Annotated in this window: 13 protein-coding genes; 4 read left to right on the top strand and 9 right to left on the bottom strand. The window is 63.9% G+C overall.

Annotated features, from left to right (window positions below; genetic code table 11):
* Nucleotide 1 precedes the first annotated feature (1 nt).
* Nucleotides 2-3907, bottom strand: a complete 3906-nt coding sequence (gene hrpA, locus ACOKS3_RS07555; RefSeq protein WP_422764248.1) for an ATP-dependent RNA helicase HrpA — start codon at nt 3905-3907, stop codon at nt 2-4.
* 424 nt (nt 3908-4331) lie between these two features.
* On the opposite strand from hrpA, the gene ACOKS3_RS07550 reads away from it, so the two are divergent.
* Both ACOKS3_RS07550 and ACOKS3_RS07545 read left to right on the top strand, forming a co-directional pair.
* The gene (locus ACOKS3_RS07550) at nt 4332-5696 is read left to right on the top strand and encodes a glutamine synthetase family protein (protein ID WP_103448212.1); all 1365 of its coding nucleotides are present in this window, start codon (nt 4332-4334) and stop codon (nt 5694-5696) included.
* A gap of 30 nt (nt 5697-5726) precedes the next feature.
* The gene (locus tag ACOKS3_RS07545; protein ID WP_103446371.1) at nt 5727-7034 is read left to right on the top strand and encodes an NAD(P)/FAD-dependent oxidoreductase; all 1308 of its coding nucleotides are present in this window, start codon (nt 5727-5729) and stop codon (nt 7032-7034) included.
* A 51-nt stretch (nt 7035-7085) separates the two neighbouring features.
* Here the strand turns inward: ACOKS3_RS07545 and fadD1 are convergent, their stop codons facing one another.
* A complete protein-coding gene (gene fadD1 / locus ACOKS3_RS07540; RefSeq protein ID WP_103446370.1) occupies nt 7086-8783 on the bottom strand; it encodes a long-chain-fatty-acid--CoA ligase FadD1 in 1698 nt (565 codons plus the stop codon).
* Nucleotides 8784-9050: 267 nt separating this feature from the next.
* Nucleotides 9051-10739, bottom strand: a complete 1689-nt coding sequence (gene fadD2, locus ACOKS3_RS07535) for a long-chain-fatty-acid--CoA ligase FadD2 (protein ID WP_422764249.1) — start codon at nt 10737-10739, stop codon at nt 9051-9053.
* A gap of 210 nt (nt 10740-10949) precedes the next feature.
* On the opposite strand from fadD2, the gene ACOKS3_RS07530 reads away from it, so the two are divergent.
* Entirely contained in the window at nt 10950-11894 is a 945-nt protein-coding gene (locus ACOKS3_RS07530; protein WP_103446368.1) for an alpha/beta hydrolase, read from the top strand.
* Between the two features lie 33 nt (nt 11895-11927).
* A complete protein-coding gene (locus ACOKS3_RS07525; RefSeq protein ID WP_054885695.1) occupies nt 11928-12398 on the top strand; it encodes a MaoC family dehydratase in 471 nt (156 codons plus the stop codon).
* Between the two features lie 119 nt (nt 12399-12517).
* Here the strand turns inward: ACOKS3_RS07525 and ACOKS3_RS07520 are convergent, their stop codons facing one another.
* The 6 genes from ACOKS3_RS07520 to ACOKS3_RS07495 all read right to left on the bottom strand — a co-directional run bounded on the left by ACOKS3_RS07520 (nt 12518) and on the right by ACOKS3_RS07495 (nt 16914).
* A complete protein-coding gene (locus ACOKS3_RS07520) occupies nt 12518-13756 on the bottom strand; it encodes an RNA polymerase sigma factor (protein ID WP_103446367.1) in 1239 nt (412 codons plus the stop codon).
* A complete protein-coding gene (locus ACOKS3_RS07515; RefSeq protein WP_103446366.1) occupies nt 13756-14241 on the bottom strand; it encodes an SRPBCC family protein in 486 nt (161 codons plus the stop codon). Before ACOKS3_RS07515 ends, ACOKS3_RS07520 begins: the two co-directional genes overlap by 1 nt.
* A 21-nt stretch (nt 14242-14262) precedes the next feature.
* Entirely contained in the window at nt 14263-14607 is a 345-nt protein-coding gene (locus tag ACOKS3_RS07510; RefSeq protein ID WP_103446365.1) for a YciI family protein, read from the bottom strand.
* 43 nt (nt 14608-14650) lie between these two features.
* A complete protein-coding gene (locus ACOKS3_RS07505) occupies nt 14651-15076 on the bottom strand; it encodes a YybH family protein (RefSeq protein ID WP_103446364.1) in 426 nt (141 codons plus the stop codon).
* Between the two features lie 161 nt (nt 15077-15237).
* Entirely contained in the window at nt 15238-15876 is a 639-nt protein-coding gene (locus ACOKS3_RS07500) for a LysE family translocator (RefSeq protein ID WP_103446363.1), read from the bottom strand.
* 78 nt (nt 15877-15954) lie between these two features.
* Nucleotides 15955-16914 carry a threonine dehydratase gene (locus tag ACOKS3_RS07495; protein WP_103448211.1) on the bottom strand — a complete coding sequence of 320 codons (960 nt, stop codon included), beginning with the start codon at nt 16912-16914 and terminating at the stop codon, nt 15955-15957.
* Nucleotides 16915-16981: the final 67 nt, after the last annotated feature.

Here is a 16981-nt window from a genome sequence, read left to right as displayed (position 1 = left end):
TTTATCCCTCCACCTGGCTCCACTGCTTGCTCAATCTCTTGTCGGAAATCGGCATCTTGGTGCCCAACTGCTGGGCAAACAGCGACACCCGATACTCCTCCAGCAACCAGCGGTACAAGGTCAGCTGCTCATCGCGCTTGCCTTCCTGGACATGCTTGTCGGCCCGCGCCTTGTACTGCGCCCACAGGTTGCCCAGCTCGCCGCTCCACACACGGTCCTTCTGTACCTGGGCGCCCAGCTTCTCCAGGCGCAGTTCTACCGCCTTGAGGTAGCGCGGCAACTCCTTGAACCACACGGCAGGGGTTTCGCGCACGAAGCCCGGATAGACCAGGTTGGCCAGCTGCTGCTTGATATCGTTCAGCGCCACCGCCTGGCTCAGGTCGATCTTGCCCTTGAAGCGCTTCTGCAAACCGTGCCACAGCTTCAGCACTTCCAGTGTCTGGCGGGCCAGGCGTTCGGCATGCTCGGCCCAGCTGCCACGCTTGCGCTCGGCCAGCCCGGCCAAGGCTGCGCCGTCACGCGGCAACGTGGCTTCACCGTCGAGGATGCAGCTGTCCAGGCTGGCCAGCAGGATGTCCTCGACCAGTGCCTCGATCCGGCCCAGCTCGCGGTACAGCAGGCCCAGCTCGGTCAAGCCCGGCAGCTTGCCACGCAGGAACTTGGCGGGCTCCGCCAACTGCTGCAGCAACAGGCGCTGCAAGGCGCGACGGTGCTGGAACTCGGCTTCGGCCTGAGTCGAGAAACGCCCTTCGCGCACGGTGCCGTTTTCTTCCACCAGCGCCGGGTACACGGTCATCGACAGGCCGGCGATCTTCTGCTGGGCGGTCTGCTTGACCTCGCTGAAGGCCTTGGCCTGCACCGGCTGCTCGCTCTTCTCGGTACGCGGCACGGCCAACGCTGCCTGGCTGGCGGCAGCAAAGCGGGCGGTCAGCTCGGCCAGGTCGCGGCCTTCGCCGAGGAACTTGCCCTGGCCATCGACCACTTCAATGTTCATGCGCAGGTGGCCTTCGACCAGGTTGACCGACTCGGCCCAGGCCTCATCGGAAACCCGCGCGCCGGTCATGCGCAGCAACTCCTGGCCCAAGGCCTGGGGCAACGCGCCCTGGCCGAAGGTCATGCGCGCCAGCGAGGCCTTGACGAAGTCCGGCACCGGCACGAAGTTCTTGCGCAGTGCCTTCGGCAGGTTGCGCACCAGGGCTACGCACTTGGCCTCCAGCAGGCCCGGCACCAGCCATTCCAGGCGCTCGCCAGGCAGGTTCGGCAACAGCGGCGCCGGCACCCGCACGGTCACGCCGTCACGCGGGTGGCCGGGCTCGAAGTGGTAGGTCAGCGGCAGGCGCAGCTCACCCACCTGCATGCTGTCCGGGTACTGCGCGGCGGTGACTTCGCTGGCCTCGCGGGCCAGCACGTCTTCCTCGCGCATGATCAGCAGGTTCGGGTCCTTCTGGCTGGTCATGCGGTACCAGGCATCGAAGGTCGCGGTCTGATGGATCTCCGCTGGCAAGCGTGCTTCGTAGAAGGCGTACAGGGTTTCTTCATCGGCGAGAATGTCGCGCCGACGGGCCTTGGCCTCCAGTTCGTCGAGCTCTTCGAGCAGGCGCTTGTTCGCGGCCAGGCACTTGGCCCGCGACTGGATTTCACCGCCGACCAAGCCTTCGCGAATGAACAGTTCACGCGAGGTGACCGGGTCGATCGGGCCAAAGTGCACTGGGCGGCGGCCGACCAGAATCAAGCCGTACAGGGTGATCTGCTCATAAGCCACTACTTGCCCGCGCTTCTTCTCCCAGTGCGGCTCGAAGTGGTTCTTCTTGATCAGGTGGGTCGCCAGCGGCTCGATCCAGTCAGGCTCGATCTTGGCGACCATACGCGCATACAGCTTTGTAGTTTCCACCAGTTCAGCGGCCATCACCCACTGCGGGCGCTTGCGGCCGATGCCCGAAGACGGATGCACCCAGAAGCGCCGCTGGCGGGCGCCCTGGTAATCGCCTTCCTCGGTCTTCTGGCCGATCTGGCTGAGCAGGCCGCTGAGGATCGCCTTGTGCACCTTCTGATAATCGGACGGCTCTTTGTTGACCGTCAGTTGCAGCTCGCGGCAGATCAGCGACAACTGGCGATGGGCATCGCGCCATTCGCGCAGGCGAAGATAGTTCAGGAAGTTCTTGCGGCACCAGTTGCGCAGCGGGCTGGCCGTCAGCGCCTGGCGCTGCTCTTCGAAGCCACGCCAAAGATTGACCAGCGCGGCGAAGTCGGTATCGGCGTCCTTCCACTGCGCATGGGCCTGGTCGGCAGCCTGCTGGCGCTCCGGCGGGCGCTCGCGGGGGTCCTGCACCGACAGCGCACTGGTGACGATCAGCACCTCCTGCAGGCTGCCCTGGCGGGCGCCCTCAAGCAGCATGCGGCCCAGCCGCGGGTCGATCGGCAGGCGCGCCAGCTGGCGGCCAATCGGCGTCAGCTGGTTCTCGCGGTTGACCGCCGAAAGTTCCTGCAACAGGTTGAAGCCGTCGCTGATGGCCTTGCCATCCGGCGGCTCGATGAACGGGAAGGCGTCGATCGAGCCCAGGCGCAAGTGCAGCATCTGCAGGATCACCGCTGCCAGGTTGGTGCGCAGGATCTCCGGGTCGGTAAAGGCCGGGCGACCGTTGAAGTCTTCTTCGCTGTACAGCCGAATGCAGATACCCGGCTCTACCCGGCCGCAGCGGCCCTTGCGCTGGTTGGCACTGGCCTGGGAAACGGCTTCGATCGGCAGGCGCTGGACCTTGGCACGGTAGCTGTAGCGGCTGATGCGCGCGGTACCGGTGTCGATCACATAACGGATGCCCGGTACGGTCAGCGAGGTTTCCGCGACGTTGGTGGCGAGCACCACGCGGCGCCCGGTGTGCGACTGGAAGATGCGCTGCTGCTCGGCCGGCGACAGGCGCGCATACAGCGGCAGGATCTCGGTGTGACGCAGTTGCGCCTTGCGCAGGATCTCCGCGGCATCGCGGATTTCCCGCTCACCCGGGAGGAACACCAGCACATCGCCGGGGCCTTTGCCCACGCTGCGTTCATGCTGGGCGATCTCGTCGAGGGAGGCGAGGATCGCCTGGTCGACGGTCAGGTCATCCTCGACCTGGTTACCCTCCTCGTCCTGCTCGCTGGTCAGCGGGCGGTACCAGGTTTCCACCGGGAAGGTACGGCCGGACACCTCGATGATCGGCGCATTGTCGAAGTGCTTGGAAAAGCGCTCCAGGTCGATGGTCGCCGAGGTGATGATCAGCTTCAGATCCGGGCGGCGGTGCAGCAAGGTCTTCAGGTAGCCGAGCAGGAAATCGATGTTCAGGCTGCGCTCGTGGGCTTCGTCGACGATGATCGTGTCGTAGCGTTCGAGAAAACGGTCGTGCTGGGTTTCGGCAAGCAGGATGCCGTCGGTCATCAGCTTGACCAGGGTGTTGGCATCGCTCTGGTCCTCGAAACGCACTTGATAGCCAACCAGCCCGCCCAGCGGCGTGCCGAGCTCTTCGGCAACCCGGGCGGCGACGCTGCGTGCGGCGATTCGCCGTGGCTGGGTATGGGCGATCAGGCCATGGCTGCCGCGGCCCAGCTCCAGGCAGATCTTCGGCAACTGGGTGGTCTTGCCCGAACCGGTTTCGCCGGCGATCACCAGTACCTGGTTCTCCGCCAGGGCTTTCTTGATCTCGTCGCGCTTGGCGGCGATCGGCAGGCTGTCGTCGTAGCGGATCTGCGGCACGCTGTTCTGGCGTGCGGTGACCTGGGCACAGGATGCCTGGACCTTTTCTACCCACTGCGCCAGCTTGGCCTCGTCGGGGCGCTTGCGCAGCTCATGCAGTTGCCGGCGCAGGCGGTGGCGCTCGGCGATCATGGCGTGGTCGAGGTTTTGCAGCAGTTTGTCGATGGCTTGGTCAGTCATGGGGCTTTTTAGTGATGCAGGTGGGCCTGCTTTTTCATGATCGGCATTCGAAGGATGCGCGATTGTCGCAGATTTGCCGGCGCTCTGCTGGCTGGACGAATGTTTAGCCAGTACCGATGTGAACGTTGCCATTCACTGCTTTAATCAACCTTACCCCGCATGTGAGTATCAAAGGCATGACTCCCGTCCAGACCATCGCCCCACCGTCGTCCCGCCCTTCGCTAGCGAAGGCCCGGTCCCGCGCCGGTGAAAATCCGCTGGTCCACATCATTCTCGCCTTCTGGGCCCTGTGGCATTGCCGCCATGCACGCCCACCGGATGCTTCGCTCACGCCTTTGTGACCCAACTCGGCCGCAGCCCGGCCGTTTGACTCAAGTGGACCGCGCCTGCGCGCAGGTCCCGTGCGCCTGTGAGCGAATCGATCATGCACTTTGCACCTGTAGAGCACGCCAGCCGTTTCCTGGCCGAAAACCCTGATATCGAACTGTTCGAGCTGTTCATCCTGGACGCCAACGGTGTACCACGCGGCAAGCTGCTGCACCGCGAGGAACTGCTGGCGGTGTATCAGAGCGGCCGGCCACTGCCCAGCACCATCCTCGGCCTGACGCTCAATGGCGATGACGTGGAAAACTCCGGCCTGGTCTGGGATGTCGGCGATATCGACTGCCGCGCCTACCCGCTGGAAGGCAGCCTGGTGCGCCTGCCCTGGCGCCGTGTGCCGACTGCCGCCGTGCAGGTCAGCATGCACCCGAGCGAAGGCCTGCCAGCCAGTGTCGCCGACCCGCGCCATGTATTGCTGCGCACCATCGAAGCGCTCAAGGCTGACGGTTATCACCCGGTAATGGCCTGCGAGCTGGAGTTCTACCTGCTCGACCAGCAGCGCGATGCCCAGGGCCGCCCACAACCGGCACTGGACAACGACGGTGGCCGGCCGCGCACGACCCAGGTCTACGGCCTGCGCGAACTGGAACAGATCGAACCTTTCCTCGCCGACCTGTATGCCGCATGCAAGGCCCAAGGCATTCCGGCGCGTACGGCGATCTCGGAATATGCTCCGGGCCAGGTGGAAATCACCCTGGAGCATGGCGATGCCCTGGAAGCAATGGACCAGGCCGTGCGCTACAAACGCCTGGTCAAGGGCGTGGCCCATGCCCACGGCATGCAGGCTTGTTTCATGGCCAAGCCGTTCGCGCAACTGGCCGGCACCGGTATGCACATGCACCTGAGCCTGGCCGACAGCGCCGGCAACAACCTGTTCGCCAGCGAAGACAAAGCCGGCACCCCGCTGCTGCGCCAGGCGGTGGCCGGCATGCTCCGCCACCTGCGTGACTCGCTGTTGCTGTTCTGCCCCAACGCCAACTCGTTCCGCCGCTTCCAGGCCAACAGCTATGCCCCGCTGGCGCCGACCTGGGGCGTCGACAACCGTACCGTCAGCCTGCGCGTGCCCGGCGGCCCGGCCAATAGCCGGCATGTCGAGCACCGCATCTGTGGCGCCGATGCCAACCCGTACCTGGCGGCCGCCGCCATTCTGGCCGCGAGCCATCGTGGCATCCGCGAGCAGCTGGACCCCGGTGCGCCGGTGGAAGGCAACGGCTATGCCCAGGCCACCGAGCACCTGCCCACCGACTGGCTGACTGCACTCGACGCACTGGAGCGCTCGCACTGGGCGCGGGAAGCGTTTGGCGAGGCGTTCCTCGGCGTCTACCTGAAGGTCAAGCGCGCCGAGTACCGCCAGTTCATGGCAGAAGTCAGTGAACAGGACTGGCGCTGGTACCTGCACCAGGCCTGAGCCTTACCCTATTCAGAACAAGGAACACCCATGAACGCAGCATTGAACAACGGCCCGGCCCAGCGCGCGCCGTCCTATTACAGCGCCTCGCTGAACGACCACACCGAGTACCCGCAGCTCAAGGGCACGGTGCAGGTCGACGTGGCGATCATCGGCGGTGGTTTCACCGGCGTGGCCACTGCGGTGGAGCTGGCCGAGCGCGGCCTGAAGGTGGCGATTATCGAGACCAACCGGATCGGCTGGGGTGCCAGCGGACGCAATGGCGGCCAGGTCACCGGCAGCCTGTCGGGTGACGAGGCCATGCGCACGCAGATGCGCAAACACCTGGGCGCCGAGGTCGATGATTTCATCTGGCACCTGCGCTGGCGTGGGCATCAGGTGATCGAGCAACGGGTCGAGCGTTACGGCATCGACTGCGACCTCAAGCGCGGCCACCTGCACGCGGCGATGAAGCCTTCGCACATGGAGGAGTTGCGCAGCTTCCAGGCCGAAGCCGAACGCCGTGGCATGAGCGACCAGGTACAGTTGCTCGACCGCAAGGGTGTCGCCGAGCACCTGCAGAGCCCGCTATACCTGGGCGCGCTGAAAAACCTGCGCAACCTGCACCTGCACCCGCTCAACCTGTGCCTGGGCGAAGCCCGCGCCGCCCACAGCCTGGGCGCGTTGATCTTCGAGAACTCCGAAGTACTGGACATCGTCCATGGCCCGCGCCCGGCGGTCGTCACCGCCCACGGTCGGGTCGAAGCACGCCAGGTGATGCTCGCCGGTGACGTCTACCACAAGCTGGAAAAGCGCCAGCTCAAGGGCAAGATCTTCCCGGCCATGGGCGGCATCGTCACCACCGCTCCGCTGGGTGAACTGGCGGAGCAGATCAACCCACAGGACTTGGCGGTGTACGACTGCCGCTTCGTCCTCGACTACTACCGCCTCACGGCTGACAAGCGTCTGCTGTTCGGCGGCGGCGCCAACTACTCGGGCAAAGACTCGCGTAACATCGAAGGCGAGCTGCGCCCGTGCATCGAGCGCACCTTCCCGGCGCTCAAGGGCGTGCCGATCGAGTTTCAGTGGAGCTGTGCAATGGGCATCGTGGTCAACCGCATCCCACAACTGGGCAAGCTGTCGGACAACGTGTGGTACTGCCAGGGCTATTCCGGGCACGGCATCGCCACCAGCCACATCATGGGCGAGATCATGGCCGAGGCACTGACCGGAACGCTGGAGAAGTTCGACACCTTCGCGCAGTGCAAGCACGTGCGAGTGCCGATGGGGGACTTGCTGGGCAATCCGCTGCTGGCGGCGGGGATGTGGTACTACCAGATGCTTGAGAAAATGCGCTGAATTCACCGGCCTCTTCGCGGGACAAGCCCGTGAAGAGGCCAATGAAATAGATCAGGCAATCTTCTTCAAGCCCTGCTTCTTCAGTTCTTCATCACGCAGTTCACGACGCAGAATCTTGCCGACGTTGGTGGTCGGCAGCGCATCGCGGAACTCGATGTAGCGCGGCACCTTGTAGCCAGTGACATTGGCGCGCATGTGCTCCATCACCTGCTCCTTGGTCACGGTCATGCCCGGCTTGACCACGATGAACACCTTGATCACTTCACCCGACTTCTCGTCCGGCACACCGATGGCCGCGCACTGCAGCACGCCCGGCAAGGCGGCGAGCACGTCTTCCAGCTCGTTGGGGTACACGTTGAAGCCCGAGACCAGGATCATGTCCTTCTTGCGGTCGACGATGCGCATGTAGCCATCCGGCTGGATCAGCGCGATGTCGCCAGTCTTCAGCCAGCCTTCGCTGTCGAGGATCTCGGTGGTGGCGTCTTCACGCTGCCAGTAGCCCTTCATGACCTGCGGGCCCTTGACGCACAGCTCGCCGGTTTCGCCCAGTGGCAGTTCGTTGCCGGCGTCGTCGATAACCTTGCACAGGGTCGATGGCACCGGGATGCCGATGGTGCCCACCTGGTTGGCCTCGGCCGGGTTCACCGCCGCCACCGGGCTGGTCTCGGTCATGCCGTAGCCTTCGCAGATGGCGCAACCGGTGACGCTCTTCCAGCGCTCGGCCACGCTCAGCTGCAGGGCCATGCCCCCGGACAAGGTGATCTTCAGCGCCGAGAAGTCCAGGGCGCGGAATGCCTCGTTGTTGCACAGCGCCACGAACAGCGTGTTGAGGCCGACAAAACCGCTGAACTTCCACTTGCCCAGCTCTTTGACCATTGCCGGCAGGTCGCGCGGGTTGCTGATCAGCACGTTGTGGTTGCCGATCAGCATCATCGCCATGCAATGGAAGGTAAAGGCATAGATGTGGTACAGCGGCAGCGGGGTGATGAGGATCTCGCAGCCTTCCTGCAGGTTGGAGCCCATCAGCGCCCGGCACTGCAACATGTTGGCCACCAGGTTGCGGTGGGTCAGCATCGCGCCCTTGGCCACGCCAGTGGTACCACCGGTATACTGCAGCACCGCCACGTCGTTGGCTTGCGGGTTGGCTTCGGTGACCGGCTGGCCCTTGCCCAGCGCCAGGGTATCGTTGAAGCGCACGGCACCCGGCAGGTTGTAGGCCGGCACCATCTTCTTCACGTACTTGATCACGCTGTTGATCAGCAGGCGCTTGAGCGGAGGCAGCAGGTCGGCCACTTCGGTGACGATGACGTGCTTGACCTGGGTCTTGGGCACCACCTTCTCGGCCAGGTGCGCCATGTTGGCCAGGCACACCAGGGCCTTGGCACCGGAGTCGTTGAACTGGTGCTCCATTTCCCGCACTGTGTACAGCGGGTTGGTGTTGACCACGATCAGGCCGGCGCGCATGGCACCGAATACCGCTACCGGGTATTGCAGGACATTGGGCAGCTGGACGGCAATGCGGTCACCCGGCTTGAGGTCGGTGTGCTGCTGCAGCCAGGCCGCAAAAGCGCCTGACAGCGCGTAGAGCTCGCCGTAGGTGATGGTCTTGCCCAGGTTGCTAAAGGCCGGTTTATTGGCAAAGCGTTGGCAGGATTGCTTGAGTACCGCCTGGATATTGGGGAATTCGTCAGGATTGATTTCCGCCGTAATCCCGGCTGGGTATTTATCCTTCCAAAAATTTTCGATCATGGAAGCCCACTCCTTCAGCAACAGCGAAGTTCGATTCGCGCGTCGATGCGCTTATTATTGATATGCGATGGCGGTTCGTTGCAAACCGAATCATCTGAAAGCGCGCCGAGAGTAACAGCTTTGATTGGGGTCGCCTAGGGGCCAAGATCGGCCCCGCAGTCACAAAAGTGACTCAATGAACGATACAAGTCATTTTTAGAGTAATTGACCAAAATGTCGCAAATCGGGCTGTAAGGTACATGCCAGAGCACCTTACAAACGCCGGTATCAAGCGATGTCGCGCAACTCCCTGCGCAAGATCTTGCCCACCGGGGTCATCGGCAGCGACTCGCGCACCACGATGTGCTTGGGCACCTTGTAGCCGGTGAAGTTGGCCTTGCAGTAAGCCTTCAGGTCTTCGACGCTCACCCCACCCTCACGCGCCACCACGAACAGCTTCACCGCCTCCCCGGTACGCGCGTCCGGCACGCCGATGGCCGCGCAGTTGGCCACCTGCGGATGGCCCATCACCACATCCTCGATCTCGTTGGGGTAAACATTGAAGCCGGAGACGATGATCATGTCCTTCTTGCGGTCGACGATGCGGGTGAAGCCGTCCGGGTCGATCACCGCGATATCGCCGGTCTTGAACCAGCCCTCGGCATCCAGCGCCTGCGCCGTGGCCTCCGGCTGCTGCCAGTAGCCCTTCATCACTTGCGGGCCCTTGATGCACAGTTCGCCGCGCTCACCCAGTGGCTGTTCGTTGCCGTCATCATCGATGACCTTGAACACCGTGCCCGGTACCGGCATGCCCACCGTGCCCAGCCGCGCCAGCTGGCCGTATGGGTTGGTACTTGCCACCGGCGAAGTTTCGGTCAGGCCGTAGCCCTCGACGATACGGCAGCCGGTGAGTGTTTCCCAACGCTCGGCAGTGGCCTTGACCAGTGCCGTGCCACCGGAGTTGGTGACTTTCAGTGCCGAAAAGTCCAGCTGGCGGAAGCCTGGATGGTCCATCATCGCAACAAACAAGGTGTTCAACCCCAGGAGCGCCGAAAAACGCCACTTGCCCAGTTCCTTGATGAAACCGGGGATATCACGCGGGTTGGTGATCAGCACGTTGTGGTTACCGGTGACCATCATGCACATGCAGTTCGCGGTGAAGGCATAGATGTGGTACAGCGGCAGCGGTGCAATCATCACCTCCTGGCCTTCCTTGATCAGCCGCTGCCCGTCCGGGCCATGCTGGGAGAAACAGGCCAGCACCTGCAGCATGTTGGCCACCAGGTTGCCGTGCGTGAGCATGGCCCCCTTGGCCAGGCCCGTGGTACCGCCGGTGTACTGCAGCACGGCGATGTCATCGAGCGACAGCGGCACCGGCTTGTGCACCAGGCTGCGGCCTTCGCGCAGTACCTGCTTGAACGGGATGGCCTGGGGCAGATGATAGGCCGGGACCATCTTCTTCACCTTGTCGACCACGGTATTGACCAGCCAGCCCTTGGCTGCGGGCAGCAGGTCGCCCATCTTCGCCTCGATCAGGTACTCGATGCCGGTATCGGGCAGCACCTCCTGCACGCGCTTGCCGAACATGTTCAGGTACACCAGCGCCCGGGCCCCGGCATCCTTGAACTGGTGACGCATTTCGCGCTCGGTGTACAGCGGGTTGGTGTTGACCACGATCAGCCCCGCGCGCAGGGCGCCGAACACGGCGATGGGGTACTGCAGGACGTTGGGCATCTGCACCGCGATGCGGTCACCCGGCTTGAGGTCGGTGTGCTGCTGCAGCCAGGCGGCGAACGCTGCCGAATGGCGTTCGAGCTCGGCGTAACTCAGGGTCAAGCCCAGGTTGCTGAACGCCGGGCGCTCGGCAAAGCGCTTGCAGGAGCGTTCGAACACCTCAACGACCGAAGCGTACGCGTGAAGGTCGATGGTGGAAGGCACGCCCTCGGGGCGTTTGTCATTCCAGAAGTCGGCTTGCATTTATTATTGTTCCTCTGCCTGAGCCCGTACGGATTCCTTGCCCCGTTTGCCTGATGGCAAAAAGGCGTTGAACCGACGTTAGCAGGTATGCCCGAGGTGGCATATACGCCAAGTGCCGCCATTAACATTGTGAATCTTATTTGTGCCCTTCCTGCAATTCGGCCGGTTGTGCATACACTGTCCGGGTCACCATCGCGCAAAGGATTCGCCATGCCCCATGACGCCTTCTGGCTGCCTGCCAGCGAGCATTGCAAGCTGTACGTGCACCAATGGCTGCCGGCCACACCGGTCAAGGCTGTGGTGCTGCTGGCGCATGGCATGGCCGAGCATGGCGGGCGCTACCAGCGCCTGGGCCAGGCCCTCTGCGATGCCGGCTACGCCCTGCTGGCACCGGACCTGCGCGGCCACGGGCGCACCGCCGAGCAGGGCAGCCTCGGCCTGTTCGCCCGGCAACATGGCTGGAATGCCGTGGTCAACGACCTTGGCCTGCTGGCCCAGCATATTGGCCAGCAGTTCCCTTGCACACCGCTGTTCCTGTTCGGCCACAGCATGGGCAGCTATATTGTCCAGGCCTACCTCACCCACCACAGCGGCAGCCTGCAAGGGGCAATCCTCAGCGGCTCCAACTTCCAGCCCGCTGCACTGTATCGGGCGGCGCGCCTGATTGCGCGGCTGGAAGCCTGGCGCCAGGGGCCACTGGGCAAGAGCGCACTGATCGAATGGCTGTCGTTCGGCTCGTTCAACAACGCCTTCAAGCCCACCCGCACGGCGTTCGACTGGCTCAGCCGTGACCCGGCGGAAGTGGACAAGTACGTCAACGATCCGCTGTGCGGCTTTCGCTGCAGCAACCAGCTGTGGCTCGACCTGCTGCATGGGCTGGCGCAGATCAGCCAGGCGCGCAACCTCGCGCAGATCGACCCGAACCTGCCCATGCTGGTGATTGGCGGTGAATGTGATCCGGTGAGTGCCGGCAAGCGTCTCACCCATCTGGCCGACGCCCTGCGCGCGACCGGCAATCGACATATACAGCTGCTCCTCTATCCTGAGGCGCGGCACGAAGTACTCAACGAACTCAACCGCGACGAGGTCACCGCTGATATCCTCGCTTGGTTAGCGCAAGCGCTGGCCCTTGGCCGCCCTGCCCGCAGTGAATGATAGGCGCCCTCGCCCGCCCTTTAAGGAAACCCAATGACCCAGGTCACCAACACGCCTTACGAAGCCCTTGAAGTCGGCCAGAAGGCCACCTATGAGAAGTCCGTCGAAGAACGTGACATCCAGCTGTTTGCCGCCATGTCCGGTGACCACAACCCGGTGCACCTGGATGCCGAGTTCGCCGCCAAGAGCATGTTCAAGGAGCGCATCGCCCACGGCATGTTCAGCGGTGCCCTGATAAGCGCCGCAGTGGCCTGCACCCTGCCTGGCCCTGGCACCATCTACCTGGGCCAGCAGATGAGCTTCCAGAAGCCGGTGAAGATCGGCGACACCCTGACCGTGCGCCTGGAAATCCTTGAGAAACTGCCGAAGTTCAAAGTGCGTATCGCCACCAACGTGTACAACCAGAACGATGAACTGGTGGTCGAAGGCGTGGCCGAGATCCTGGCACCGCGCAAGCAACAGACCGTCGAGCTGGTGTCGCCGCCGAACTTCGTCGCCAGCTGACATCGGTGATGGATTTTTCGCGGGGCAAGCCCGCTCCTACATCGACCGCGCGGATGCTTTACCTGTAGGAGCGGCGGTGCGGCGATCCGACTTGTCCCGCGAAGAGGCCAGAAAGGCACTCACATCAGTTCGCCTAAACGCCGCTCGATATGCCGCCGCTCCGGCTCCTGCCTGGTCAACTCCAGCGCCTGCTGCCAAGCTGCCCGCGCCTCTTCGACATTCCCCAATTGCTGGTGCAGCTCAGCCCGCGCCGCATGAGCCAGGTGATAGTCGCGCAACTCCCCCGCTGCCAGAATCGCCTCCACCGCGTCCAGACCCGCCTGCGCACCGTCGCGCTTGGCCAGTGCCACTGCCCGATTGAGCGCCACCACGGCTGACGGCCAGTGCCGTTGCAGTACATCGTACAGCCCGACAATTTCCGCCCAATCAGTCTCTTCAGCCGTCACCGCCTCGGCATGTACGGCCGCGATCGCCGCCTGCACGGTGTAGGCACCAAAGGCCCGGGTGGCCAAGGCCAGGCGCACCAGCTGGCAACCTTCGGCAATCAGCTCACGGTCCCACAGGCTGCGGTCCTGCTGGTCCAGCAGCACCAGGTTGCCCTCGGCATCGCTGCGCGCGCGTTGCCGCGATGCCTGCAGCAGCATCAGCGCCAGCAAACCCACCGCTTCGGCGTCTGGCAGCAGTTGCACCAGCAGGCGCCCGAGGCGGATCGCCTCGTCACTGAGTTCCTGCTGCAGCAACGCCTCGCCCGAGGACGCCGAATAGCCTTCGTTGAACACCAGGTAGATCACCCGCAGCACGCTCTCGAGGCGCTCGGGTAGCTCATTCAGCTCCGGGACCTGATAAGGAATGCCGGCATCACGAATCTTGGCCTTGGCGCGGACGATGCGCTGGGCGATGGTCGCGGGGCTTTGCAGGAAGGCCCGGGCGATCTGCTCGGTGGTCAGGTCGCAGACTTCGCGCAGGGTCAGTGGCACCTGGGCATCGGCCGCCAGGGCCGGGTGGCAGCAAGTGAAGATCAGCCGCAGCCGGTCATCGGCCAGCAGCTCATCATCGCTGGGGTCTTGCCCCTGGCCTTCGATCAGCATGATCAGGTCGGCCTGGGAGCGGTCGAAGCGAGCACGCCGGCGCAATGCGTCGATGGCCTTGAAACGCCCGGTCGACACCAGCCAGGCCCGCGGATTGTCCGGGATGCCATCACGCTGCCAGCGCTCGACAGCGATGAAGAAAGCATCGTGCAGGGCCTCCTCTGCCAGGTCGAAATCCCCCAGCAGGCGGATCAGCGTCGCCAGGATGCGCCGCGAATCCCGCCGGTACACCGCTTCGACCTCGGCCCGGACCTGGGCCAGCTCGGCCATCAGTCAGGCATCCGCTGGGTCACGACCTCCACCAGGCGGTCCAGGCTCTCTCCCCAGCCCTGATGGAAACCCATTTCTTCATGGGCGCGGCTGTCGGCTGCATTCCAGTGCCAGGCACGGGCGGTGTAGCGGGTCTTGCCCTGCTCTTCGTCAAAGCTGATCACCGCCGTCATGAAGGCCTTGTCCGACGGCACCCAACCTGGCCCGAAGGCATCGGTGAACACCAGCCGGCGTGGGGCGGCAATTTCCAGGAACACGCCCTGGGTCGGGTACTCGGAGCCATCTGGGGCACGCATGAGGGTGCGCAAAAGGCCGCCGACCCACAGCTGCATCTCGCATTCCGGGGTGGTCATGCCGTGTGGCCCCCACCACTGCATCAGCCACTCGGGCTCGGTCCAGGCGCGGAACACCTTGGCAGGCGGGGCATCGATCAAGCGGCTGATGGACAGCTCGTGCTGCGCGGGCGCAGGTTGGGCAAGGATCATTGTTGTTGTTCTCCTTCGCTGTCAGGGTTGCAGTTCGCGCACCGGCCGCACTTCGACGCTGCCGACTCGCGCCGCTGGTATGCCCTTGGCGATGTTCAGCGCCTCGTTGAGGTCACGGGCATCGACCAGGTAAAAGCCGGCGAGCTGCTCTTTGGTTTCGGCGAACGGGCCATCGGTGATGCTCATTCGCCCGGCGCGCATGCGCACGGTGGTGGCGGCCTGCACGGTTTTCAGCGCCTCGGCCGCGATGATGCGCCCGGAGCTCTGCAGCGATTCGGCGTAGGCCATGCACTCGGCATCTTCCGGGCTGTCGGGCAGGCTATGCAGCAGCCCTTCGTCACAATAGACCAGGCACAGGTATTTCATGGTCGTCTCCAGGCGTTGGCAACGTGCATTTGGCGATAGCCGATCAAGGCTTGAGATCGAACAGTGCTTTCTGGGTCTGCATGTCGAAGGGTGCCGACCAGTGTTCGTGGATCACCTGCCACTGGCCGCCAACCTTGCGGTAACCGACGGTGGCACGCATGAAGCCGCACTGACTCTCGTCATCCCCTGGGCCGCAGCGATTCAGCCAGTGAGCCAAACCCAGGTCACCGTCAGCGTGCACGGAGAGTTGAGCAAGCTCGAATACCATGGGCCCAGGACACATGCTCATGCACATTTCCCAATGGGCCTGGTAGGCGGCCTTGCCCTTGAACTGCAGTGACTGGATGGCATCGAAGGCGACGATGTCATCGGCGTAGGGCGCGGTGATGGCGGGGATGTCACGGTCACGCACGGCCTGCATCCAGCGTTCGATAAGCTGACGGATTTCATTTTCGGCTGCCGTGTTCATCGGGTGTTCCTCCAATCGTTCATGAGCGTTCGACACAGGGGTACCTGTGTCTTCAGCTTTTGGTCGAACGGTAGCCGGAGAAATCGACAGGGCTCAGGAAAATTTTGCCTCAGAGGTGCATCCCTTGAGTGCTGTGGGCGCCTATGAGATCGAGCGCCGCCCTAGAGGCTAACGCTTATGAATTCCCGATAACCGGAAACAATCACATACACCGCGAAATAGCAGAAAATCGCCGCCGACAGCAGGTACGACCAGGTCAGCAGGCGGTCCCCCAGCAAACGCCCGCCATGGCTGGCGATGCCACAAATGCCCATGCACCAGACCATTCCGGCAGCGAAGAAGCCCCCAAGAAACAGCCCTGCGTCCAGCAGGCTGCCAGCGCCGGAGCGGGCGATCAGCACGCCGCCGACCGCTGCGAACCAAAGGATGGCGCTGGGCGACGACATGGCCAGGAAGATGCCCCGCAGGAACTCGCGCCAGCCCGACTCCACCACCACCGTCGCGCTGGCCTCCATATGCCCGCCACGCCAGGCAGCCAGCAGCATCTTGATGGCGAACCACACCAGCAACGCCGAACCGCCAATCCACAAGGTCCAGCGCACGCTGTCGAACTGCAGCAGCACGGTCATGCCGGCAAGCGCCGCAATGGCGTAGATCAAGTCGCCCACGCAGGTCCCCAGGCCCAGCCAGAACCCCTGGAAGAAACCACGCTGCATGGCCAGGGTGATCATGGCGATGTTGGCCACGCCGATATCGAGGCACAACGACAGGCTGAGGAGGAAACCGTTGGAAAATGGCATGGGCTACTCATGGCAGGCTAACTGGCGCCGTAGAGCCTGCCACGAGTAATCCAGGGATTGGAAGGGCAACGCCTCAAGTCAGTTGCTGTTTGCCAGCACCTGCGCATAGCGCTCGCGATCCACGTTGGCCCCGCTCAGCACCACGGCCACGCGCTTGCCGGCCTGGCGTTCGCGCTCCTGCAGCAACGCGGCCAGCGCCGCAGCACCGGCACCTTCAGCGGTGTTGTGGGTGGTTTCGTGATAGATGCGCATGGCCGCTGCCACTTCGCTGTCGGTGACCCGCACGATACGTGCAGCATGCTCGCGAACCAGAGCAAACGCATCCGGGTGTGGTACCCGGCAGGCCATGCCATCGGCAAAGGTATCGGCCGTGGCTGTGGTGACGATGCGGCCCTGCTCGAAACTCTGCGCATAAGCATCGGCAGCACTGGACACAACGCCGACGATTTCGGTCTTCAGCCCCAGCAGGTTGCGCGCTTGGATCAGCCCGCAGATGCCCGAGCCCATGCCGATCGGCACGTACACGCAATCCAGGTCGGCCACGGCTTCGAAAAGCTCCAGAGCATAGGTGGCCACACCGCGCACCAGCTCAGGGTGGAATGACGGCACCATGTCGTAGCCCAACTCGTCCGCCAGGCGGGCCGCCTCTTCTCGGGCCACGTCGAAGTCGACACCGTGCTCCACCAGCTCGGCGCCCAGCGCGCGCATGGCGGCGTTCTTCTCTTTCGAGTTACCCTCGGGCACCACGATCACCAGCGGCACGCCGGCCTGGCTCGCGGCCAGCGCCATGCTCTGGCCGTGGTTGCCGCGGGTGGCGGTGACCAGGCCCCGCGGTGGCTTGCCGGCGGCCAGCAGCGACCGCACATACACCAACCCGCCGCGTACCTTGAAGGCGCCGGTGGGGGCGTGGTTTTCGTGCTTGACCCACAGTTTGCAACCCACCCGCTCGGCCAGCAGCGGCCAGGCGCGCTGAGGTGTCGGCGGAACGTGCTGGTGTACGAAATCGGCGGCTTCGCGCAGGGCAACAAGGTCGAACATGGCGATCATCCCTCTTCGATAGGTGGTTGATCCGATCCTAAGCGCCGGGCATTGTATGGGTACAACC

Source organism: Pseudomonas sp. HS6-2 (genome assembly GCF_049325675.2).
Classification (GTDB): Bacteria; Pseudomonadota; Gammaproteobacteria; order Pseudomonadales; family Pseudomonadaceae; genus Aquipseudomonas; species Aquipseudomonas putida_N.
Note: the sequence above shows the minus strand (reverse complement) of the source record. Positions and strands in the feature narration are given on the sequence as shown.